A 20,458-nucleotide genomic window follows, 5' to 3' on the forward strand; every position below is an offset into this window, starting at 1 on the left:
AGGAGTCGATCGTCACTCTCCGCACAATCCGGCCGACATGCGGACTCACTGCACAACAGGGGTCACGCAGCGCGCACTGCGCTAACTTGGAGTGATCACCCGGGAACGCAGTGGGGGGCTCCGTGAATGAGGCTCGCTTGAATGGTGAGACGGACGGCGAGCGGATCATCGCCGGACGGTACCGCCTGTTGGGCCCGCTCGGCCGGGGTGGCATGGGCATCGTCTGGCGGGCCCGGGACGAGGTGCTCGGCCGCGAGGTCGCGGTCAAGGAGGTACGGGCGCCGGCCGGGCTGGACGAGGCCGGCGTGAGCCGGATGTACCGGCGGCTCGAACGGGAGGCCTGGGCGGCGGCCCGGGTCTCGCACCGCGGGGTCGTCACGGTCTACGACGTGGCGACCGAGGACGGCCGGCCCTGGATCGTGATGGAGCTGGTCCGCGGACTCACCCTGGCCGAGGTGCTGGAGGCCGAGGGACCGCTCACCCCGCAGCGGGCCGCGCACATCGGCGACCAGGTCCTGGCCGCGCTGCGCTCGGCGCACGACGCGGGGGTGCTGCACCGGGACGTCAAGCCGGGCAATGTGCTGATCGCCAATGACGGCCGGGTGGTGCTGAGCGATTTCGGGATCGCGAGCCTTGAGGGATCCTCCGCCATCACTATGACGGGCGAGGTGATCGGCTCCCCCGAATTCCTGGCGCCGGAACGGGCGCTCGGGCGCGAGCCGGGTCCCGAGTCGGACCTGTGGGCACTCGGGGTGATGCTGTACGCGGCCGTCGAGGGGGTCTCGCCGTTCCGGCAGGACACCCCGCTGGCCACGCTGCGGGCGGTGGTGGACGAGGAGTTGCCGCCGCCGCACCGGGCCGGGCCGCTGGAACCCGTACTGACGGGGCTGCTGCGCAAGGAGCCCGCCGAGCGGCTGCCCGCGGCGGAGGTGGCCCGGATGCTGCGGATCATCGGCGCGGGCGGGACCGTACGGGCCTCCGGCGGGCCGGTGTCGGGGCCGGACTCGCCTACCGCGGTCGCGCAGCACCACCGGCACGACCCGTACGGCGGACCCGAGACCCGGGGCGGGCACGGCGGGGCGACCCCGGCGGCGCCGATGCCCGCGGCCTCACCCGCGCAGGGCCGGCACCCCGCACCGGAGCCGCCGCCGCAGGGCCGGGCCGGACTGGTGCTGGCGAGCGGGATCTTCGTACTGGCGCTGGCCGTGGCGGTGCTGGGCTGGCTGGTCCTGAAGGACCGCAACGCCCCGGACGGGGACGACGGCGGCCCGACGGACGCGCCGACCACCTCGCAGAGCGCCTCCCCCTCCCCCTCCGCATCGGCGAGCCCGTCGCCCTCCCCGAGCCCGTCGCCCTCCCCGTCGGCCAGCGCCGCCCCGCAGTTCACGGTGTCCGCGGTGACGGCCGTACGGGACTCCTACAGCGGCACCTGCCCGCCGCCCGCCGACCGGGCGCCCGCGTTCAGCGCCACCGTCGAGGTGGACCGGACCCCGGCGGTGCTGGAGTACCGCTGGGCCACGCGCAGCGGGAAGAGCACGGGACCCGGCTGGCAGTCCGTCACGTACCAGGAGGGCGGGCCCACGAGCAGGAAGCTGGAGCACACGGAGCTGACGTACTTCGAGAGCGCGACCTTCGAGGACGCGATCAGGCTGGAGGTCCGGACGCCCGAGGAGGGCAGCTCGGAGTGGGTGGAGTTCTCCGTGACGTGCGAGAAGGAGACCCCGACGGGCGGGGCCTCCTCCCCCGGAACGTCCGGAGAGCCGGGAACGCCCGGGGCGCCCGGGGCCTCCGGTGCGGCCGGGGCGGCCGGTCCCCCCGCGTCGACGGACCCGACGCCCGCGGGCCCGGCCGACGCCGTCGAGAACGACGAGTGAGCGGACGGACGGGCGGGCGCCGGGCGATCGGCGGACGGGCGGACCTCAGGCCGCGTTGGTGAAGACGGGCAGGTAGCCGCTGGATTGTCCGGCGGCGGTGGGGTGGTAGGACTCGCCGATGTTGAGCCAGTTGACGCTGTGCAGCCATGCGGCGCCGGAGCAGATCTCGTGGCCGGTGAAGGCGCCGACGACCGAGGCGAAGGCGAAGCCGTGGTCGGCGGCGCGCTTGGCGACGGCGGCGTTGAGGTAGTCGGAACCGCTGTTGATGGCGGCGCGCTCGCCCTCGGTGAGGCCCGCGGCGCAGGATCCGTTGAGCTTGTAGAAGCGGGGATAGCCGAGGACGACCACGCGGGCGTTCGGTGCCTTGCTGTGGATGGCGTTGTAGACCTGGTCGAGCCGGCCGGGGAGGGTGGAGTCGACGTACGCCTTGGCCTGGTTGACGCGGTTGACGCAGGTGGACTCGGACTGGAGCACACACGTCGTCATGACGTCGGAGAATCCGGCGTCGTTGCCGCCGATGGTGATGCTGACCAGGTCGGTGCCGGAGTTCAGCGGGCCGAGCTGGTTGGCGAGGACATCACCCGTACGGGCGCCCGAGCAGGCGGTGAAGGAGAAGCTCTGGGGGGAATGGGCGGCGGCCCACAGGGCCGGGTAGGCGCGGGTGGTGCGTTTGCAGTCGCCGCTCCCGCTGTCGTAGTTGCCGGCGCCGACGCCGGAGGAGTACGAGTCGCCGAGGGCGACGTAGCCGAAGTCCGCCGAGGCGGCGGCGGAGGCCTGGCCGGCGCCGAACAGGGCGGCGCCCGCGGCGAGTAACAGGGAGGAGGTCAGGGCTGCGAAGCGCGACATTCTCATGCTCATGTGTGCGGCTCCTTGTGGGGGTTACTCCTGAGTCCGTGGTACTGGCAGCCGGGAGCCGCCGGAAGTGTCCATGCCAAGAATGTTCCGGGTGGAGTTGCCGCCCGAATCTTCACGTCCCATGCGTTTGAAGAGGGAACTTGGGCACCCGATCCGGCGAAACACGGGTGCATCAGGGCACTTCGTGCCGGATCATGGGCGCCATGCCAGCCAACCCGTATGACGCGCTGCCGATCCGGCTCAACGTCGACGACAGCGACTCGCCGTCGGACGTCGTCGACGCGCTGTTCCTCGGCCGGTTCGCGTCCGGCGAGCAGCCGTACTCGCACAGCGTGTCGATCGAGCGGGTCAAGGCGGACGCGAGCCTGCTGCCGCCCGGGGCCACCGTGCTGCGCTCGGCCCGCGACACCGACCGCAGCGCCACCCTCGCGGAGGGCGAGGGCTGGACCATGCTCGTCTCCCGCTGGAGCCGGGGCGCGGACGTGACCGTGACCGCGGTCAGCGACGAGCTCGCCGCCGGGGTGCTCGGCAAGGCCACGGAAGGGGTGCAGGACGAACCCGAACCGCAGCCCGAGAACGTGACGATGGGCTTCTGGTACGTCTCCCCGCGCCGCGGCCCGTACCGTACGACGCGCCAGATCGCGGCCGGTACGTGGGCGGAGGTGCGGCCCAACTACACGGCGCCGGTGGCGGGGGCCATGGACCGGCTGATGAAGGTCACCCCCGACGACATCGCGGGCCGGCTGCTGTTGCTGCACGGTCCGCCCGGGACGGGGAAGACCTCGGCCCTGCGGACCCTCGCCCGCTCATGGCGGGACTGGTGCCAGGTGGACTGCGTCCTGGACCCGGAGCGGCTGTTCAACGACGTCGGCTACCTGATGGACATCGCGATCGGCGAGGACGAGGGCACGGCGAAGGGCCGCTGGCGGCTGCTGCTGCTGGAGGACTGCGACGAGCTGATCCGCGGCGAGGCCCGGCACACCGCCGGGCAGGCGCTGTCCCGGCTGCTCAACCTGACGGACGGGCTGCTGGGCCAGGGGCGCAACGTCCTGGTCGGGGTCACCACCAACGAGGACCTGGAGCGGCTGCACCCCGCGGTGGTCCGGCCGGGCCGCTGCCTCGCCCGTATCGAGGTCGGCCGCCTGACGCACCACGAGGCGGTGGACTGGCTCGGCACCGACGAGGGCATCTCCCGCGAGGGGGCCACCCTGGCCGAACTCTTCGCCCTGCGCCGCGGCACGACGGGGCCCACGGCCCTCCTCCCGTCCCAGGGGCACGAGTCCGACGCGGGGCTGTACCTGTAGACCGCGGGTAGACCTGTAGACCGCGGTGGACCTGTAGACCTGAGCTACTGGCCGTACCGCGCCCGGAGGGCATCGGCGGCGGCGGCCAGCGCCTCGGCTTCGGTCAGGCCCAGCCGGTGGACCCGGTCCGCGAACGCCTGCGCGGCCGCCGCGGCCTCGCGCGAGGCCCCCTCCCCCGCCGCCGCGACGAACGTGCCGTGGCGGCCGCGCGTCTCGATGACCCCGTCGGCCTCCAGCGCGCGGTACGCCTTGGCGACCGTGTTCGCCGCCAGGCCGAGCTCCTCCGCCAGGCCCCGCACGGTGGGCAGCTTGAAGCCCGTCGGCAGCTTCCCCGACCGGGCGCGGTCCGCGATCTGCGCGCGCAGCTGCTCGTACGGGGCGGCGGCGCCGGCCGCGCCGTCAATCCGGATCTTCAGGTTCGTCGAGGTCACGCCGGTGATTCTTCCCCATCGCCCCCGAAATTCGCAGGCGTCCGGCCCCGCACCGCCCGTACTGTCCGGGCATGACCGTATCGATCCGCGACCTGCGCCCCGGCGAGGCCTCCGACACGGAGGCCGTCGTACGGGTTCGCCGTGCGGCCCTGCCCTTCACGATCACCACGGCGCGGGGGGTCGCCTTCGAGCTGGACTCCGCCCATCCCGACAAGCACTACCGCCTGCTCCTCGCCGAGGACGGCGACGGGCTCGTCATCGGCACCGCCCAGGTGGGCATCGTCCACGACAGCCCCGAGCCCGGGCAGGGCTTCGTCAACGCCTACGTGCACCCGGCGCACCGCGGCCTCGGCGCCGGGACCGGGCTGCTGCGGGCGGCCGAGGAACACCTCGGCGCCGCGGGCGCGGTGGACTCGTACGCCTGGGTCCTGGACGAGCCCGCGCACCGCGCCTTCGCCGAGCGGCGCGGCTACCGCGTCGGCCGCTCCGCGCACTTCCTGCGCCTGGACCTGGCATCGGCCGCGCTGCCCGCGCTCCCGGACCCGCTGCCCGCCGGGGTGGAGCTGCGGCCCGGTTCGGCCTTCGCGGCCGATCCGCGCCCGCTCTTCGAGGCCGACGCGGAGACCACCCGCGACGAACCCGGCGACGTACAGAGCGAGTTCGACGACTACGAGGACTGGCTGCGGCACACCTGGAACAGCCCGAACCTGGACAAGGACCTCACCACCGTCGTCCTCGTGGACGGTTCGGTCGCCGCCTTCACGGCCGCCCTGACCGACGGGGACGCCCGCTACGGCTCGGGGATGACCGGCACCCTGCGCGCCTTCCGAGGCCGGGGCCTGGCCAAGCTCGCGAAGACCGACTCCCTGCGCCGGGCCCGCGCGGCCGGCTACACGGAGGCGTTCACGGGCAACGACACCGGGAACGCGCCGATGCTCGCCGTCAACCAGTGGTTCGGCTACGAGATCTGCGCAACCGAGACGCGCTACGCGAAGCCGATGAAGCCGATGAAGCCGATGAATCCGACGAAAGCGGAGACCACGACGGCATGACCGAACAGCTCACCGTCGCCCTGGTCAAGGCCGGCCGGACCAAGATCCGCTACCCGGCGGACCTGGTCGCGGACACCGGCAGCCGGATCTCCGTACGCGCGCCCTGGGCGGCCGAGGGCGTACGGGACTTCGGCTTCGTGCGCTTCGAGCCGGGCGACGTGTTCACGGAGCACTTCTGGCGCGACCGCTGGTACGCGGTCAAGGAGGTGCGGACCGGCGAGGGCGTCCTCAAGGGCTGGTACTGCGACGTCACCCGCCCCGCCGTGGTGGACGGCGGCGTGATCGTGGTCGAGGACCTGGACCTGGACCTGTGGGTCTCGGCCGACGGAACCTGCGTACTACGGCTGGACGAGGACGAGTTCGCCGAGAGCGGCCTGGCCGACTCCGACCCGCAGGCCGCGACCGAGGCCGTGCACGCCCTCAACACCCTGGAAGCCCAAGCCAAAACCCCGGCCGGCCTCCCCTCCCTACTGACGTAGCCGGCGGCGCTTCCTGTGGGCCCGCTTAGTGGTTCCTTAAGCGGAGCCTAAGGATCGGGTCGGGGGGCGCGAAGGTGGGGGGACGGGGGGTGCGGGCGGTTAGTTTGGCGGGGCCAGGGAGGGCCGGAGGCGGCGCCGGGACCCGTTGAGGGGCGGCGCCGCACAGCCCGGGTCCACTGGCGCGCCCCTGCCTTGCGCCCGAAGGAGATCCACCATGTCCGCACGCCGCACCGCCACCCGTATCGCCTCCGTCGCGCTGGCCCCCCTCGCGGTGGCCGCGTACGCCGCGGCGCCCGCGGCGGCCCACGGTTCGATGACGGACCCGGTCAGCCGGGTGGCGGCGTGCTACGCGGAGGGGCCGGAGTCCCCGAGGTCGGCGGCCTGCAAGGCGGCCGTGGCGGCGAGCGGGACGCAGGCGTTCTACGACTGGAACGCGGTGAACATCGCCAACGCGGCCGGCAAGAGCAAGTCCCTGATCCCGGACGGGCAGCTGTGCTCGGCGGGCAACTCCAAGTACAAGGGCCTGGACCTGGCCCGCGCCGACTGGCCGGCGAGCCCGATGGCGGCGGGCGCGCACACCTTCCGCTACAAGGGGACGGCCCCGCACAGGGGTTCCTTCGAGCTGTACGTGACCAAGGACGGCTACGACCCGTCGAAGCCGCTGAAGTGGTCGGACCTGGAGCCCGCGCCGTTCGTGAAGGTCACCGACCCGGGCATGCAGAACGGCGACTACGTCTTCTCCGGCACGGTCCCGAACAAGACGGGCCGCCACCTGATCTACAGCGTCTGGCAGCGCTCGGACAGCCCCGAGGCGTTCTACACCTGCTCGGATGTGGTGTTCGGCAAGGACAACAGCGGGAGCGGCGGGAGCGCTTCCGCCAAGCCGAGCTCGAAGCCGAGCTCCCGGCCCTCCGAGCAGGCTTCGCAGCAGCCCTCCGAGGAGAGTGGTCCCAAGGCGCCGAGCGACGAGCAGATCGCCGACGGGGCGGGCAAGTCGACGGTGGAGCACAACGGCCACGGTGACAACGACCCCAAGACCAACGCCCAGGCCGCGGCTGCGCCGATCTCCGCGCAGGGCACCAACCTCGCGGAGACCGGCGGCAGCAGCACCACCCCGGTGATCGCCGTCGCCGGGGCGGGCGTCCTGGCCGTCGGTGCGGCCGTGCTGTTCGCCCTGGCCCGGCGCCGCGCGACCCCGAGCCGCCACGGCCGCTAGGCCGCAGCGGGTCGGGGCGTGCGGACCACCTGCGGGTCAGTCGAAGACCGACGCGCAGGTGGTCCGTTCGGCGTGCGCCGGGTCGAGGGCGTTGACCGCCTCGTGCCAGGCGATCCGGTCGGTGAGGCCGATGGCCACGTGCTCCGACAGGTCCAGGACGCAGAGGTCCTGGAGCACCACGTTCCGTACGTTCGTCCCGTCGAGGAACGCGCTGCGGTACGGGGTGACGACCTCGTCGTACTTGGTGGCGATCACCGTGTACTTGACGCCGGGCACGGTGTCCCCGCCCGCGTTCAGCTTGTTCAGGAAGTCCGATCCGGCGATCTGATCGGCCAGTCCGGGTGTCGCCGTGCTGATCAGGTCCTCGGCTCCGGGGAAGTACGGGAGGAGTCGGGTGAACCCGTTGAGGTCCGTGCCGTGGTTGTCGGGGGCGAGGCCGATCAGGGCGTTGACCTTGGCGGCTCCGCCGAGGAACTTCAGGTAGTAGCGCGGCATCATGCCGCCCTGGGAGTGGCCGATGACGTCCGTCTCGGCGGCGCCGGTGGAGGCGAGCACCTTGTCGACGAAGACGTCGAGCTGGCCCGCGGACTTCTCGATGGGGCCGAGCCCGTTGAAGAACGGAACGCCGGGCAGTTGGCCGTAGTCGAGGGAGTAGACGCAGTACCCGCGGTGGACGAGGTACGGCGCGAGGCCGAGCCAGTTGTCGATGGAGTTGCCGAAGGTGCCGTGGACGAGCACGACGGGCCGGGGGTGGGCGGCGGACGGCTTGCAGGACCAGTTGTTCCATCCGCTGCTGGGTGCGGACGCGGCCTGCGCGGCGCCGGTGGGGGCGACGAGCGCGGTGGCGAGGGTGAGGACGGCCAGCGGGCGGAGCAGGCGTCTCCAGGGCAGCATCGTGTGATCTCCTTGCGGGTCAAGGGGAATGACGTGGGGATGACGTGGGGTTCGTCCCGTGATCCGGATCACAAGGGGGCGCTGCTGCCGCCAAATTACGGGCGGGTAGCAAAACAGGGAAGTTACGCGTCAGTAAAAGATGCGTGTCGCAAGCCGCGCTCCACCGCCGCGCCAGTTCCGCCGCGGCCTCGCCCCGGCCTCGCCCCGGACGGCTACGCCGACACCGCGAACGTCGCCGCCGGGCGGACCGTACCCGGCCCGAAGCGGGCGTTCGCGCGGTCGATGGCCGCCTCCACCGTCAGCCGGGCCTCGCGGACCGGGTCCAGGGAGAGCTGCCGGGCCGCCCGCTCCGCGCCCGTGAGGTCCTCGGCGCGCAGCACCATGCCGGTCAGCCGGGCCCGTTGCAGACCGGCCGCGTCCAACAGCCGGTACGCGAGGGCCCGCAGGTCCTCGTCGTGCGCGGAGGGCTCGGCAAGCCGCCGGGACTTCTCCCAGCGGGTGCCGCCGGCGAACTGGAGGGTCAGCGACAGCGAACGGGCCGCCTGGCGGCGGCCGCGCAGCAGCGCGCCCAGCCGTACGGCCAGGCCGAGCAGTTCGGCGCGCGCGAGCGGGCCGTCCAGTTCGTGCCGGGCGAACCCGGTCCGGACGGCGGCCGACGGCGGCAGCCCCTGCGGGGTGACGGGGCGCGGGTCGATGCCGCGGGCGCGCTCCGCGGCGGGCCGGCCCGCCCGCCGGCCGAGGACCCGTTCGACCACCCCGGGCGGGACGGCGGCCAGCGCGCCGACCGTGTGCAGTCCGTACCCGCGCAGCACCGCCGCCTGTTTGGAGCCGATGCCGTACAGCGCCTCCACCGGCAGCGGGGCCAGGAACTCCGCCACCGCCCCGTCGGGCACGCTCAGCACTCCGCCGGGCTCCGGGACCCGCGCGGAGGCCATCGACGCCACCGCCCAGGTGCCGGCCACCCCGATCCGTACGTCCGTGCCCAGCCGGGCGACCGCGCGCAGCCGTACGACCTCGGCGATCCGGCCCGCGTCCGCACCGAAGTACCGCTGGGCGCCGCGGACCTGGACCAGGGCCGAGCGGGGCGGCAGGGCCTGGACGAACGGGGAGAACTCCCTCAGCAGCTCCAGGACCTCGCGGTATCCCTCCTCCGGCAGGGCCGCGGCGCACCGGAGGTGCAGGATCACACCGCGCGGGGCCCCGGTCATCCCGCGCTCCCCGGGCTGGAGTGCCACAGCTTGCGGCCGGTCGCGGCGCCCTCGCCGGGCGGCCGGAGGTCGGCCCAGGGGTTCATCTCGTAGCCGGTGGACAGGTGGATGCGGCGGCCGGGGTCCGCGGCCGCCGCGCCGGGGGCGGACGCCGCCGGGGGCTCCGAGAGGCGCGCGGTGACGGCCTCCAGGCCGTGGTGCCCGCGCAGTTCGACCAGTTCCGACAGGTTCCAGGCCGCCGCCCCGACGACGCTCAGGCTCTGCGGGCCGCGGCGCTGCACGACTCCCCGTACCAGCAGCAGGAAGGAGTGGAAGACGGTGTGCGCGCACGCGTCGTGGCTGTCGTCGAAGAAGGCCAGGTCGACCAGGCCGCTGCCGTCGTCCAGGGTCGTGAAGATGACCCGTCTGCCGGAGCGGATCGGCGGGGTCTGGGTGGCCGCCTTGGCCCCCGCGACCAGGACGGTCCGGCCGTGTTCGACCTCCCGCAGCCGGTGCGCCGGGACCACTCCCAGCTCGGCCAGGAAGGCGTGGTGGTCGCTCATCAGGTGCCGCGAGGCGTCCATGCCGAGGACGCCCAGCTCGGCGCTGAGCCGCTCGGCCCCGTTCAGGTCGGGCAGCCCGATGGCAGCGGTGGACAGCCCGCCGCCCAGCGGGAGTTGGGAGCCGCCGCGGGCGCCGGCCGCCCGCGAGACCCCGTGCAGTTCTGCCAAGTGCAGCAGCAGGTCCCGGCGGTTGGCCCCGAAGGAGTCCAACGCTCCGACCTGTGCGAGCCGTTCGGCCACCGGCCGGCCCGGATGCGCCCGGTCCCAGAAGTCGCGCAGCGAGGTGTACGGCTGCCCGTCCTCGATCCGGGCCGCCTCCGCCCCGCTGATGCCGTGGACGTCGGACAGGGCGAGCCGGAGCCCCCAGCCCTTACCGGACACCAGTTCGATACGGTGGGCGACCGCCGACCGGTTCACGTCCAGCGGCAGCACGGGCACGCCCCGGCGCCGCGCGTCCGCCAGCAGCAGCCGCTTCGGGTACATGCCCGGGTCGTGCGTGAGCAGCCCCGCGTAGAACGCCGCCGGGTGGTGGGCCTTGAGCCAGGCCGACTGGTACGTGGGCACCGCGAAGGCCACCGCGTGCGCCTTGCAGAAGCCGTACGAGCCGAAGGCCTCGACGATCTCCCAGGTACGGGTGATCACCTCGGCCCGGTAGCCGCGCCCGGCGGCCGTCGCCGCGAACCAGACCTTGATCCGGCCCTGCGACTCCGGGTCCGAGAGCCCGCGCCGCACCCGGTCCGCCTCGTCCCGGCCGCAGCCGGTCATGGTGTGCACGATCTCGATGATCTGCTCGTGGAAGACCACCACCCCGTACGTCTCGCGCAGCACCTCGGCCAGGTCCGGGTGCGGGAAGCGGACCGGGGCCCGCCCGTGCCGGGCCTCGATGAACGGCCGCACCATGTCGGCGGCCACCGGGCCCGGCCGGAACAGCGAGATGTCGACGACCAGGTCGTGGAAGGTGGCCGGCTGGAGCCGCCCCACCAGGTCGCGCTGGCCCGGCGACTCGATCTGGAAGCAGCCCAGCGTCTCGGCGGAGCGGATCAGCTCGTACGTCGCCGCGTCGCCCGGCGGCACCTGCGCCGGGTCGTCCAGGTCCAGCTCCTCCCCCGTCGTCCGCCGCAGTTCGGCGACCGCGTGGGCCATCGCGGACTGCATCCGCACGCCCAGCACGTCGAGTTTGAGCAGCCCGAGCTCCTCCACGTCCTCCTTGTCGAACTGGGACATCGGCAGCCCCTCGCCACTGGTGGGCACCACCGGGGTGCGGGCGAGCAGCGAGGCGTCGGAGAGCAGCACCCCGCACGGGTGCATGGCGATCCCGCGCGGCAGCGCGTCCAGCGCCTCGACGAGCTCCCACAGCCTCCCGTGCGACTCTCCCCGTACGTCGCGCAGTTCAGGCAGTTCGGCGAGGGCCGTGCGGGCGTCGCGGGCCCGGATGTGCGGGAAGGCCTTGGCGAGCCGGTCGACGGTGGCCGGGTCCATGGACAGGGCGGCGCCGACGTCTCGGATGGCGTGCCGGACCCGGTAGGTCTCGGGCATGGAGACGGTGGCGACGCGCTCGGTGCCGAACCGGTCGATGATCCGCCGGTAGACGTCCAGCCGGCGGGCGGACTCCACGTCGATGTCGATGTCGGGCAGGACGCGGCGGCGCTTGGAGAGGAAGCGCTCCATCAGCAGGCCGTGCGCGACGGGGTCGGCGTGCGCGATGCCGAGCAGGTGGTTGACGAGGGAGCCGGCGCCCGACCCGCGGGCGGCCACCCGGATGCCCATCTCCCGTACGTCGTCCACGACTTGGGCGACCGTCAGGAAGTACGAGGCGTACCCGTGGTAGGCGATGATGTCGAGCTCGTGGTGCATCCGCTCCCAGTACTCGGGGGCGTCGGGGCCGCCCGCGTATCCGCGCAGCACCATGCCCGCGGACGCCCGGGAGGTGAGCACCCGCTGGGCGGTGCGGTGGGCGGCGCCGACGAGCCGGGCCTCGGGGAAGTGCACGGAGCCGATGCCGAGGTCGTCCTCGGGGTCCACCGAGCAGGCCTCGGCGGTGCGCCGGGTCTCCGCGAGCAGCCGGCGCGCGTCGGCGGGGCGCTGGCCGGCCGCCCGGGCGATCCGGTCGGCGGCCTCGGCCATGGCGTCGGGGGGCTTGAGCCAGCGCTCGCCGCCGTCCAGCGCTTTGCGGGGGTCTACGGGGACCAGCCGGCGGGCCGCGTCGAGGACGTCGGCGACCGGGCCCTGGCCGGGGTCGGCATACCGGACGGCGTTGGTCAGTACGGCGGGGACGCCGTACTCGGCGGCGAAGCCGACCGTACGGGCGGCCAGCCGCAGTGATCCGGGCCCGGTGCCGGTGCGGCCGTGGTCGACGGCCTCCAGGCGCAGCGCATCGCCGTAGATCTCCCGCCAGGGCGCGAGCAGCCGGGCGGCGCGGTCGGGCCGTCCGGCGGCGAGCGCCCGGCCCACCTCGGATCCGGGGCCGAGCAGTACGAACACGCCGCTGACTCCGTGGTGGCCGCGGGCGTCGCCCAGGGCGCTCCAGGGGAGGACCGGCGGCCCGGACGCACCCACCGCGGTGGACGCACCGGCCGCGGCGTGCGCGGCGGTGACGAGCCGGCACAGCTCGGCCCACCCGGCGGCGCCGTCCCGGGCCAGGAAGACCGCGCGCGGGGCGGACTCGTCGACGAAGGCCCCGCCCTTGACGGGGTTGCGGCGGCGGTAGGAGGCCTCACCGGAGTGGCCCGAGCCCAAGCCCGCGCCCGGGCCCGGGCCCGAACCCGCGGCGGACCCGGCCGCGCCCGCGGATCCCCCCGGACCCGCGGACCCGGCCGGACCCGCCGCGGGCGACACGGCCAGGTCGACCCCGAACAGCGGCCGGATCCCGGCCGCCGCGCACGCCTTCGCGAACCGCACCGAGCCGGCGAGGGTGTCGCGGTCGGTCAGGGCGAGGGCGTCCATGCCCCGTTCGGCGGCACGCTCGGCCAGCCGCCCGGGGTGGGAGGCTCCGTAGCGCATGGAGAACCCCGAAACGGTGTGCAGATGCGTAAAACCGGGCACCCGCGGCCTCCTGCTTTCACTCGGTGAACATCACCCCCGTCTCCACCATAGAGCAATTCGAATATCCGTGCGAAACGTTTGTTCGATGCTCCACACGGGTGCTCCACACGGGGGCGTTCCCCGCGTGCGACACGTGTCACCCGTTCGGCCCACCCCTGCTGCGCCGCGCCCCCGGTGCGCCGAGCGTGTGAGACATGACCCAGCCCACCCGCAGCACCGACGCAGCTCCGCCCCAGGGGTTCCTCGCCGAGATCAAGGACGCCGTGACCATCCGGGCAGCCGTGCTGGTCCTCGGGGTGCTGGCCCTCCAGCTCGCCTTCATCACCTCGTACATCGGAGCCTTCCACCAGCCGAAGCCCAGCGAGATCCGGATCGCGGTGGCGGCCCCCGTCGCGCCGGTCGCCGAGCAGACGGCCAAGCAGCTCGGCGCCCTGCCCGGCAAGCCGCTCGACCCCCGCGCGGTCGCGGACGAGGCGACGGCGCTGCGGCAGATCGAGAACCGGGACGTGGACGGCGCGCTGATCATCGACCCGGCCGGCAAGACCGACCGGCTGTTGGTCGCGGGCGGCTCCGGAGCCGCGCTCTCCCAGGCCCTCGAACAGGTCGTGGGACTCGCCGAGAAGGCCCAGGGCCGCACCGTCCGGGTCACCGACGTGGCCCCGGCCGCCGCCGGCGACGGGCGCGGCCTGAGCTCCTTCTACCTGGTCGTCGGCTGGTGCGTGGGCGGCTACCTGTGCGCCGCGATCCTCGCCATCAGCGCCGGCGCTCGGCCCGCCAACATGCACCGCGCCGTCATCCGGCTCGCCGCCCTGCTGCTGTACTCCGTCGCCGCCGGACTGCTCGGCTCCGTGATCGCGGGCCCGGTCCTGGACGCCCTGCCCGGCTCCATCATGGCCCTGTGGGGGCTCGGCACCCTGGTCGTCTTCGCTGTCGGGGCGGTCACCCTGGCCTTCCAGGGTCTGGCCGGCGTGGTCGGCATCGGCCTGGCGATCCTGCTGGTCGTGGTCTTCGGCAACCCGAGCGCGGGCGGCGCCTACCCGTACCCGCTGCTGCCTCCGTTCTGGAAGGCCATCGGCCCGGCCCTGCCGCCGGGCGCCGGTACGTACGCCGCGCGCTCCATCGCGTACTTCAAGGGCAACGGCGCCGGCGGGCCCATGCTGGTGCTGGCCGCCTGGGCGGTGGCCGGCTCGGCGATCACGCTGGCCTGCGCGGGCTTCCGCAAGGGCCGGCCCGGGGCGGCGGTGGGCAGCGGGCTCCCCGACGACTCCCCCGCGGTCCCCCGCTTCGCCGACACCGGAAGCGCCGGGAGCGCCGGGAGCGGAAGCGCTGGCCCGGCGGACTCGCGGTGAACACCCCCGTCTTCCGCAACCGCCAGGGCCCGGCCGAACAGGCCGTCTCCGTCAAGCGGATGGAGCCCAGCGCCCAGGCCCAGCTGGGCGCGCTCGGCCTCACCGGCTTCATCGTGGTCACCGTCATCGCCACCGGCATCGACGCGGGCGTCTTCCCCGAGAAGCTCGGCCACTCCGTGCTGCCGCTGGTCGGGTTCTTCATCGGCGGGCTCGCCCAGCTGCTGGCCGGGCTCTTCCAGGCCCAGCGCGGCGACACCTGGCACGCCACCGTCTTCGGCGGCTTCGGGCTCTTCTGGATGGCCAAGGCCTGCCTGCTCCAGTGGGTGCTGCCGGCCACCGATCCCGCGCTGCGCGGGGACGTCAGCGGGCTGTTCACCCTGCCCTGGGTGTTCGTGGTGTTCGTGCTGTGGATCGGCAGCTGGCGGATCCACCTGGTGCTGCTGACGACCTTCACCTGCGTGCTCGCCGTGTTCATCGCCATGACGGTCAACGGCTTCACCGGAGAGGTGGTCTGGAACCGGATCGCCGGCTGGTCCGGGCTGCTGGCCTCCCTCGGGGCGCTGTACCTGCTCGCCGGGCAGGTCCTGGCGAGCACCTGGGGCCGCCAGGTGCTGCCCATGGGCCGCTTCCTCGCCCCCGAGGAGCACCCCGAGCAGTGATCACCACGCTCGCCGTAGAGAACTACCGCTCGCTCCGGAAACTGATCGTTCCCCTGGGCCGGCTCACCGTCGTGACGGGAGCCAACGGCACCGGCAAGTCCAGCCTCTACCGCTCCCTGCGCCTGCTCGCCGACTCCGCGCGCGGCGGCGCCGTCGCCGCCCTGGCCCGGGAGGGCGGGCTCCCGTCCACCCTGTGGGCCGGCCCCGAGAAGCTCGGCCGGGCCGTACGCGAGGGGCAGCACCCGCTCCAGGGCACCGTCCGCACCGAACCGGTCAGCCTCCGGCTGGGCTTCGCCGGGGACGAGTTCGGGTACGCGGTGGACTTCGGCCACCCGGTGCCGGTGCGGGGCTCCCTCTTCGCCCTGGACCCGGAGATCAAGCGCGAGTGCACCTGGGCCGGACCGGTCCTGCGTCCGGCGGCGCTGCTCTCGGACCGCGCGGGGCCCGCCGTGCGCACCCGTACCGCCGACGGCGGCTGGCACCGTACGCAGAACGCCCTGCGCCCGTACGACTCCATGCTCAGCGAGCTCGCGGACCCCCAGCTCGCCCCGGACCTGCTCGCCCTGCGCGAGCTCATCCGGTCCTGGCGGTTCTACGACCACGTCCGCACCGACGCCGGGGCGCCCGCCCGGACCCCGCGGATCGGCACCCGTACGCCCGTGCTCAGCGCCGACGGCTCCGACCTGCCGGCGGCGCTCCAGACCATCCGGGAGACCGGCGACCACGCGGCGCTGGACGAGGCGGTCTCCGCGGCCTTCCCGGGCAGCCGGGTGGGCATCGCCGAGCGCGACGGCCGCTTCGAGCTGGAGCTGCACCAGCACGGCCTGCTGCGCCCCCTCGGCGCGGCCGAACTCTCCGACGGCACCCTGCGGTACCTGCTGTGGACCGCGGCGCTGCTGACCCCGCGGCCGCCCGCCCTGATGGTCCTCAACGAGCCGGAGACCAGCCTGCACCCGGACCTGCTGGCCCCGCTCGCGGACCTGATCCTGACGGTCGCCCGGGAGACGCAGACGGTGGTGGTCACCCACGCCGCCCCGTTGGCCGAAGCCCTGTCCGCGGGCACCCGCCGCCACCGGGTGGACCTGCGGACGATCACCCTGCTCAAGGAGTTCGGCCGCACGGAGGTGGCGGGCCGCGAGGGCCCCCTGGACGAACCCCTCTGGTACTGGCCCCAGCGCTGAGCCGCGGCGCACGAAGGGGCCCGCCCCTTCGGTCGTGTCCCGGGGCGGGCCTTCGCGGTCTTCGGTGGGGTTCGTTCAGGCGGACGTCACTTCTTCGCGGCGGCCTTCGCGGCGGGCTTCTCAGCTGCCTTAGCGGCCGGCGCGCCCTCGCTGTTGCCGTAGTACGCCCGCAGCATCAGCTGCTTCATGTCGTCGATCATCGGCATCCGCGGGTTGGCGGGCGCGCACTGGTCGGCGTAGGCGTTCATGGCCTGGGTCGGCAGGGCCTCGATGAAGGCCTGCTCGTCCACGCCCTCCTCGGCGAAGGAGGCGGGGATCCCGCACTTGGTCCGCAGTTCCTCGACGGCCTTGGCGTAGGACTCGACGCCCTCGGCGGCGGTGGCGGCGGGCAGGCCCAGCATCTTCGCGATCTCCTGGAAGCGCTCCGGCGCCCGGTAGACCTCGGCCTTCGGCCACGGGGTGGCCTTGTGCGAGACCGTGCCGTTGTGGCGGATCACGTGCGGCAGGAGCAGCGCGTTGGTGCGGCCGTGGGCAACGTGGAAGGTGTTGCCCAGGGTGTGCGCCATGGCGTGGACCAGGCCGAGGAAGGCGTTGGCGAAGGCCATGCCCGCCACCGTCGAGGCGTTGTGCATCTTCTCGCGGGCCTCGGGGTCGTTCGGACCGTCGACCACGCACCGCTGGAGGTTCTCGAAGATCAGCTTGATCGCCTGGAGGCAGAGGCCGTCCGTGTAGTCGTTGGAGTACGCGGACACGTACGCCTCGGTGGCGTGCGTCAGGGCGTCGAAGCCGGAGTCCGCGGTCACCGTGGCCGGCAGGCCCATCGGCAGGACCGGGTCGACGATGGCGACGTTCGGGGTCAGCGCGTAGTCGGCGAGCGGGTACTTCTGGGCCGCGGCCGGGTCGGAGATGACGGCGAAGGGGGTGACCTCCGAGCCGGTGCCCGAGGTGGTTGGGATGGCGACCATCCTGGCCTTCTCGCCGAGCGAGGGGAACTTGTAGGCGCGCTTGCGGATGTCGAAGAACTTCTCCTTGGTGTCCCCGAACTCCACCTCCGGGCGCTCGTACATCAGCCACATGATCTTCGCGGCGTCCATCGGGGAGCCGCCGCCGAGGCCGATGATCGTGTCGGGCCCGAACTCGCGCATCAGCGCGGCGCCGGCCCGGACGGTCGAGAGCTCCGGGTTGGGTTCGACGTTGTCGATGACCTGGATGGCGACGGAGCCTTCGCGGGCCTGGAGGATGTCGGTGACCTTCTGTACGAAGCCGAGGGCGACCATCGTCTTGTCGGTGACGATCGAGACGCGGCCGATGCCGTCCATCTCACCGAGGTAGCGGATGGAGTTGCGCTCGAAGTAGATCTTCGGCGGGACCTTGAACCACTGCATGTTGTTGTTGCGCCGTCCGATCCGCTTGACGTTGATCAGGTTGACCGCGGTGACGTTGTTCGACACCGAGTTGTGGCCGTACGAGCCGCAGCCGAGGGTGAGCGAGGGCAGGAAGGCGTTGTAGACGTCGCCGATGCCGCCGAAGGTGGAGGGCGAGTTGGCGATGACGCGGATCGCCTTGACCTTCCGGCCGAACTCCTCGACGAGCTCCTCGTCCTCGGCGTGGATGGCGGCGCTGTGGCCCAGACCGTTGAACTCGACCATCGCGGCGGCCAGTTCGAGGCCGTGCTCGGTGTCGGAGGCCTTCAGTGCGGCCAGTACCGGGGAGAGCTTCTCGCGGGTCAGGGGCTCGCCCTCGCCGACCTCGGCGCACTCGGCGAGGAGGATCGAGGTCCCGGCGGGGACGGTGAAGCCGGCCTGTTCGGCTATCCACTGCGGGGACTTGCCGACGACCGCCGGGTTCAGCTTGGCGCCGGCGCAGTCGGCCGCGTAGGCGGTCGTACCGAAGACGAACTGCTCCAGCTTGGTCTTCTCGGCGGCGCTGACCACGTGGGCGCCGAGCCGCTCGAACTCGGCGATGCCCTGCTCGTACACCTCCTGGTCGAGGATGACCGCCTGCTCGGAGGCGCAGATCATGCCGTTGTCGAAGGCCTTGGAGAGCACGATGTCGTGGATCGCGCGGGCCAGCTTGGCGCTCTTGTGGACGTACGCCGGGACGTTGCCCGCGCCGACGCCCAGGGCCGGCTTGCCGCAGGAGTAGGCGGCCTTGACCATGGCGTTGCCGCCGGTGGCGAGGATGGTGGAGACGCCCGGGTGGTTCATGAGGGCGCCGGTGGCCTCCATGGAGGGGGCGGTCACCCACTGCACGCAGTTCTCGGGGGCGCCGGCGGCGACGGCGGCGTCGCGGACGGTGCGGGCGGCCTCGGCCGAGCAGTTCTGCGCGGAGGGGTGGAAGGCGAAGATGATCGGGTTGCGGGTCTTCAGGGCGATCAGGGCCTTGAAGACGGTGGTCGAGGTCGGGTTGGTGACCGGGGTCATCGCGCAGACGACACCGACGGGTTCGGCGATCTCGGTGATGCCGTTCAGCTCGTCGCGGCGGATGACGCCCGCGGTCTTCAGTCCCCGCATCGAGTTGACGACGTGCTCGCAGGCGAAGAGGTTCTTGACGGCCTTGTCCTCGAAGAGGCCGCGGCCGGTCTCCTCGACGGCGAGCTCGGCCAGCTCGCCGTGCCGGGCCAGTGCCGCCAGCGAGGCCTTCTTGACGATGTGGTCGACCTGCTCCTGATTGAACGACGCGAAGTGGTCGAGCGCCTTCAGCGCTCCCTGGACCAGTCCGTCCACCATCTCGTTGGCCTGCATGGCAGGAACTCCTTCATATCGAACTCGACCGAACCGTTTTCCTGATGACTTAATTCGACACCCAAAAGCGGAAGCAACGGTGCCGAAAAAGCCCTTTCCCGGCAGGACCAAGGGCCGTTCACGCCCGTTCACGCCCCCTAAGCGCCGCCTCTGACCTGCGGAAACATCGAGGGACCAAGGACCCCTGTGCGCTTGTGAAATCTTTCACAAGAATTTCGGGAGGAGTGCGCCCTACCGCACTCCTCCCCCAGCGAGCACAATCAGCCTGACGAGTCGCGTCGACCGAGAGGGAGGGAGCGCGTGCGCAGTCAGGTACGCGTTGCGGAAGGGCGGAATCTGACGGTGGAGCGCTGGGGCGACCCGGACGGAAGACCGGTGTTCCTGCTCCACGGCATGCCCGGCAGCAGACTGGGCCCGGCCCCCCGGGGCATGGTGCTCTACCAGCGGAAGATGCAGCTCATCGCCTACGACCGGCCCGGATACGGCGGCTCCGACCGCCACCCGGGCCGCAGTGTGACCGACGTGGCCCAGGAGGTGGCGGCCATCGCCGACTCCCTCGGGCTGGACACCTTCGCCGTGGTCGGCCGCTCCGGCGGCGCCCCCGGCGCCCTGGCCTGCGCGGCCCTGCTCCCGGAGCGGGTCACCCGTACGGCGGCCCTGGTCCCCCTCGCCCCCCGGGACGCCGAGGACCTGGACTGGTTCGCCGGAATGGCCGCCTCCAACGTACGGGAGTACACCACCGCCTCCGACGACCCCGAGGAGCTGGAGGCCCGGCTCATCCCGCGCGCCGCCGGCATCGCCCAGGACCCCCGCCGACTACTGGACGAGCTGCGCCGCGAGCTGACCGACAGCGACCGCATGATCGTCGCGGACTCGGGGCTGCGGGAGATGCTGCTGCGCAACTACCGCGAGGGGGTCCGCGCCTCCGCCTACGGCTGGATCGACGACATCCTCGCCTTCAGCCGCCCCTGGGGCTTCGACCCGGCCGACATCCGCTGCCCGGTGCTCATCTGGCACGGCGAGCTGGACGTCTTCTCCCCCGTGGGCCACTCCCGCTGGCTGGCCCGCCGCATCCCCGGGGCGACCACGACCATCGACCCGGCCGCCGCGCACTTCGCGGCGCTGCGCGCCCTGCCCGACGTACTGACGTGGCTGCTCAAAGAGCTGCCCACGCCGCCCCTGGGCGAACAGCAGCCGGCCTAGGGCCGCGTCAGGAGAGGCTCGGGAGCCGCCCGGAAAAGGAAAAGGATCTTGCCGTCCGGCAAACGGGGGAATGCGTCACGTCAGAAATACGTCACGCTTTCTATAGAACGCTTGACCATGCGTCATGCCTCGGTTGCCAATAGGGTGTGGCCGAGTAAAGTCCACGCTTGACACCAGCAGGCCGCTGTTGTCAATCCCCATGCCCATTCCACATGGCTTCCCCGAGGACGGTGTCGTGAACACTTCCGCAACCCCCCCGACCAGCACGGTCAAGGCCCGCCGGGTCCCGCTCGCCCAGATCGACGTCCGCAGTGCGTCCGCGGCCTCGACCCTCGGCCGCGTGCTGCCGGTGGAATCCGCTCGTCGCGCTCAGGCACCGATCTTCAACTCTGCGCTCTGACACGGAAGTACGCGCTCTAGACTGG

The 20,458-nt window shown here is 72.8% G+C and carries 16 protein-coding genes; 10 read left to right on the forward strand and 6 right to left on the reverse strand.

Features of this window, described 5'->3' with window-relative positions; all coding sequences use genetic code 11:
• The first annotated feature begins 137 nt into the window (after positions 1-137).
• Complete coding sequence (locus ACZ7GJ_RS15800; protein ID WP_470752065.1) at positions 138-1,874, forward strand: serine/threonine-protein kinase; 1,737 nt, start codon at positions 138-140, stop codon at positions 1,872-1,874.
• Between the two features lie 45 nt (positions 1,875-1,919).
• Here the strand turns inward: ACZ7GJ_RS15800 and ACZ7GJ_RS15805 are convergent, their stop codons facing one another.
• Complete coding sequence (locus ACZ7GJ_RS15805; RefSeq protein ID WP_470752159.1) at positions 1,920-2,726, reverse strand: SGNH/GDSL hydrolase family protein; 807 nt, start codon at positions 2,724-2,726, stop codon at positions 1,920-1,922.
• A 206-nt stretch (positions 2,727-2,932) separates the two neighbouring features.
• Here ACZ7GJ_RS15805 and ACZ7GJ_RS15810 point away from each other — a divergent pair, with 206 nt between their 5' ends.
• Positions 2,933-4,033 (forward strand): DUF5925 domain-containing protein, encoded by a 1,101-nt coding sequence (locus tag ACZ7GJ_RS15810; protein WP_470752067.1) that lies wholly within the window; start codon positions 2,933-2,935, stop codon positions 4,031-4,033.
• Positions 4,034-4,077: 44 nt separating this feature from the next.
• Here ACZ7GJ_RS15810 and ACZ7GJ_RS15815 read toward each other — a convergent pair whose 3' ends face one another.
• Positions 4,078-4,464, reverse strand: coding sequence for a GntR family transcriptional regulator (locus ACZ7GJ_RS15815; protein WP_365917859.1), 387 nt, complete (start codon positions 4,462-4,464; stop codon positions 4,078-4,080).
• Positions 4,465-4,535: 71 nt separating this feature from the next.
• Here ACZ7GJ_RS15815 and ACZ7GJ_RS15820 point away from each other — a divergent pair, with 71 nt between their 5' ends.
• The 3 genes from ACZ7GJ_RS15820 (at position 4,536) to ACZ7GJ_RS15830 (ending at position 7,211) form a co-directional block, all read left to right on the forward strand.
• A complete protein-coding gene (locus tag ACZ7GJ_RS15820; RefSeq protein ID WP_470752069.1) occupies positions 4,536-5,516 on the forward strand; it encodes a GNAT family N-acetyltransferase in 981 nt (326 codons plus the stop codon).
• Positions 5,513-5,995, forward strand: a complete 483-nt coding sequence (locus tag ACZ7GJ_RS15825) for a ribonuclease FAU-1 family protein (protein ID WP_470752070.1) — start codon at positions 5,513-5,515, stop codon at positions 5,993-5,995. Before ACZ7GJ_RS15820 ends, ACZ7GJ_RS15825 begins: the two co-directional genes overlap by 4 nt.
• Positions 5,996-6,209: 214 nt before the next feature.
• Positions 6,210-7,211 carry a lytic polysaccharide monooxygenase gene (locus tag ACZ7GJ_RS15830; RefSeq protein WP_470752072.1) on the forward strand — a complete coding sequence of 334 codons (1,002 nt, stop codon included), beginning with the start codon at positions 6,210-6,212 and terminating at the stop codon, positions 7,209-7,211.
• A 36-nt stretch (positions 7,212-7,247) separates the two neighbouring features.
• On the opposite strand, the gene ACZ7GJ_RS15835 is transcribed toward ACZ7GJ_RS15830, so the two are convergent.
• The 3 genes from ACZ7GJ_RS15835 to ACZ7GJ_RS15845 all read right to left on the reverse strand — a co-directional run bounded on the left by ACZ7GJ_RS15835 (position 7,248) and on the right by ACZ7GJ_RS15845 (position 12,897).
• Entirely contained in the window at positions 7,248-8,105 is an 858-nt protein-coding gene (locus ACZ7GJ_RS15835) for an esterase/lipase family protein (RefSeq protein ID WP_470752073.1), read from the reverse strand.
• A 212-nt stretch (positions 8,106-8,317) separates the two neighbouring features.
• Positions 8,318-9,313 (reverse strand): DinB/UmuC family translesion DNA polymerase, encoded by a 996-nt coding sequence (locus ACZ7GJ_RS15840; protein ID WP_470752074.1) that lies wholly within the window; start codon positions 9,311-9,313, stop codon positions 8,318-8,320.
• Positions 9,310-12,897: a DNA polymerase III subunit alpha gene (locus tag ACZ7GJ_RS15845; RefSeq protein ID WP_470752076.1), complete on the reverse strand. Its 3,588-nt coding sequence runs from the start codon at positions 12,895-12,897 to the stop codon at positions 9,310-9,312. The genes ACZ7GJ_RS15840 and ACZ7GJ_RS15845 overlap by 4 nt, the downstream gene beginning before the upstream one ends.
• A gap of 194 nt (positions 12,898-13,091) precedes the next feature.
• Here ACZ7GJ_RS15845 and ACZ7GJ_RS15850 point away from each other — a divergent pair, with 194 nt between their 5' ends.
• From ACZ7GJ_RS15850 to ACZ7GJ_RS15860, 3 genes are read left to right on the forward strand one after another with little or no spacing between them, the layout of a single operon-like run.
• Positions 13,092-14,246 carry a DUF3533 domain-containing protein gene (locus ACZ7GJ_RS15850; RefSeq protein WP_470752077.1) on the forward strand — a complete coding sequence of 385 codons (1,155 nt, stop codon included), beginning with the start codon at positions 13,092-13,094 and terminating at the stop codon, positions 14,244-14,246.
• Complete coding sequence (locus ACZ7GJ_RS15855; RefSeq protein ID WP_470752078.1) at positions 14,243-14,905, forward strand: acetate uptake transporter; 663 nt, start codon at positions 14,243-14,245, stop codon at positions 14,903-14,905. Before ACZ7GJ_RS15850 ends, ACZ7GJ_RS15855 begins: the two co-directional genes overlap by 4 nt.
• Positions 14,902-16,086 carry an AAA family ATPase gene (locus ACZ7GJ_RS15860; RefSeq protein ID WP_470752079.1) on the forward strand — a complete coding sequence of 395 codons (1,185 nt, stop codon included), beginning with the start codon at positions 14,902-14,904 and terminating at the stop codon, positions 16,084-16,086. Before ACZ7GJ_RS15855 ends, ACZ7GJ_RS15860 begins: the two co-directional genes overlap by 4 nt.
• An 86-nt stretch (positions 16,087-16,172) precedes the next feature.
• Here ACZ7GJ_RS15860 and adhE read toward each other — a convergent pair whose 3' ends face one another.
• The gene (adhE, locus tag ACZ7GJ_RS15865) at positions 16,173-18,830 is read right to left on the reverse strand and encodes a bifunctional acetaldehyde-CoA/alcohol dehydrogenase (protein WP_470752080.1); all 2,658 of its coding nucleotides are present in this window, start codon (positions 18,828-18,830) and stop codon (positions 16,173-16,175) included.
• Between the two features lie 300 nt (positions 18,831-19,130).
• Between adhE and ACZ7GJ_RS15870 the strand changes: the two genes are divergently transcribed.
• Entirely contained in the window at positions 19,131-20,033 is a 903-nt protein-coding gene (locus tag ACZ7GJ_RS15870; RefSeq protein ID WP_470752081.1) for an alpha/beta fold hydrolase, read from the forward strand.
• A 235-nt stretch (positions 20,034-20,268) separates the two neighbouring features.
• A complete protein-coding gene (gene fxsA, locus ACZ7GJ_RS15875) occupies positions 20,269-20,433 on the forward strand; it encodes an FxSxx-COOH cyclophane-containing RiPP peptide (protein ID WP_470752082.1) in 165 nt (54 codons plus the stop codon).
• Positions 20,434-20,458 lie beyond the last annotated feature (25 nt).

It is taken from the genome of Streptomyces sp. NPDC037242 (genome assembly GCF_055604165.1).

Excerpts from the sequence above, each read along its gene's own strand:
- ACZ7GJ_RS15840 (WP_470752074.1), bottom strand. The coding sequence starts at position 9,313 with ATGACCGGGGCCCCGCGCGGTGTGATCCTGCACCTCCGGTGCGCCGCG.
- ACZ7GJ_RS15835 (WP_470752073.1), bottom strand. The coding sequence starts at position 8,105 with ATGCTGCCCTGGAGACGCCTGCTCCGCCCGCTGGCCGTCCTCACCCTC.
- ACZ7GJ_RS15820 (WP_470752069.1), top strand. The coding sequence starts at position 4,536 with ATGACCGTATCGATCCGCGACCTGCGCCCCGGCGAGGCCTCCGACACG.
- ACZ7GJ_RS15805 (WP_470752159.1), bottom strand. The coding sequence starts at position 2,726 with ATGAGAATGTCGCGCTTCGCAGCCCTGACCTCCTCCCTGTTACTCGCC.
- ACZ7GJ_RS15830 (WP_470752072.1), top strand. The coding sequence starts at position 6,210 with ATGTCCGCACGCCGCACCGCCACCCGTATCGCCTCCGTCGCGCTGGCC.
- ACZ7GJ_RS15810 (WP_470752067.1), top strand. The coding sequence starts at position 2,933 with ATGCCAGCCAACCCGTATGACGCGCTGCCGATCCGGCTCAACGTCGAC.
- adhE (WP_470752080.1), bottom strand. The coding sequence starts at position 18,830 with ATGCAGGCCAACGAGATGGTGGACGGACTGGTCCAGGGAGCGCTGAAG.
- ACZ7GJ_RS15850 (WP_470752077.1), top strand. The coding sequence starts at position 13,092 with ATGACCCAGCCCACCCGCAGCACCGACGCAGCTCCGCCCCAGGGGTTC.
- ACZ7GJ_RS15825 (WP_470752070.1), top strand. The coding sequence starts at position 5,513 with ATGACCGAACAGCTCACCGTCGCCCTGGTCAAGGCCGGCCGGACCAAG.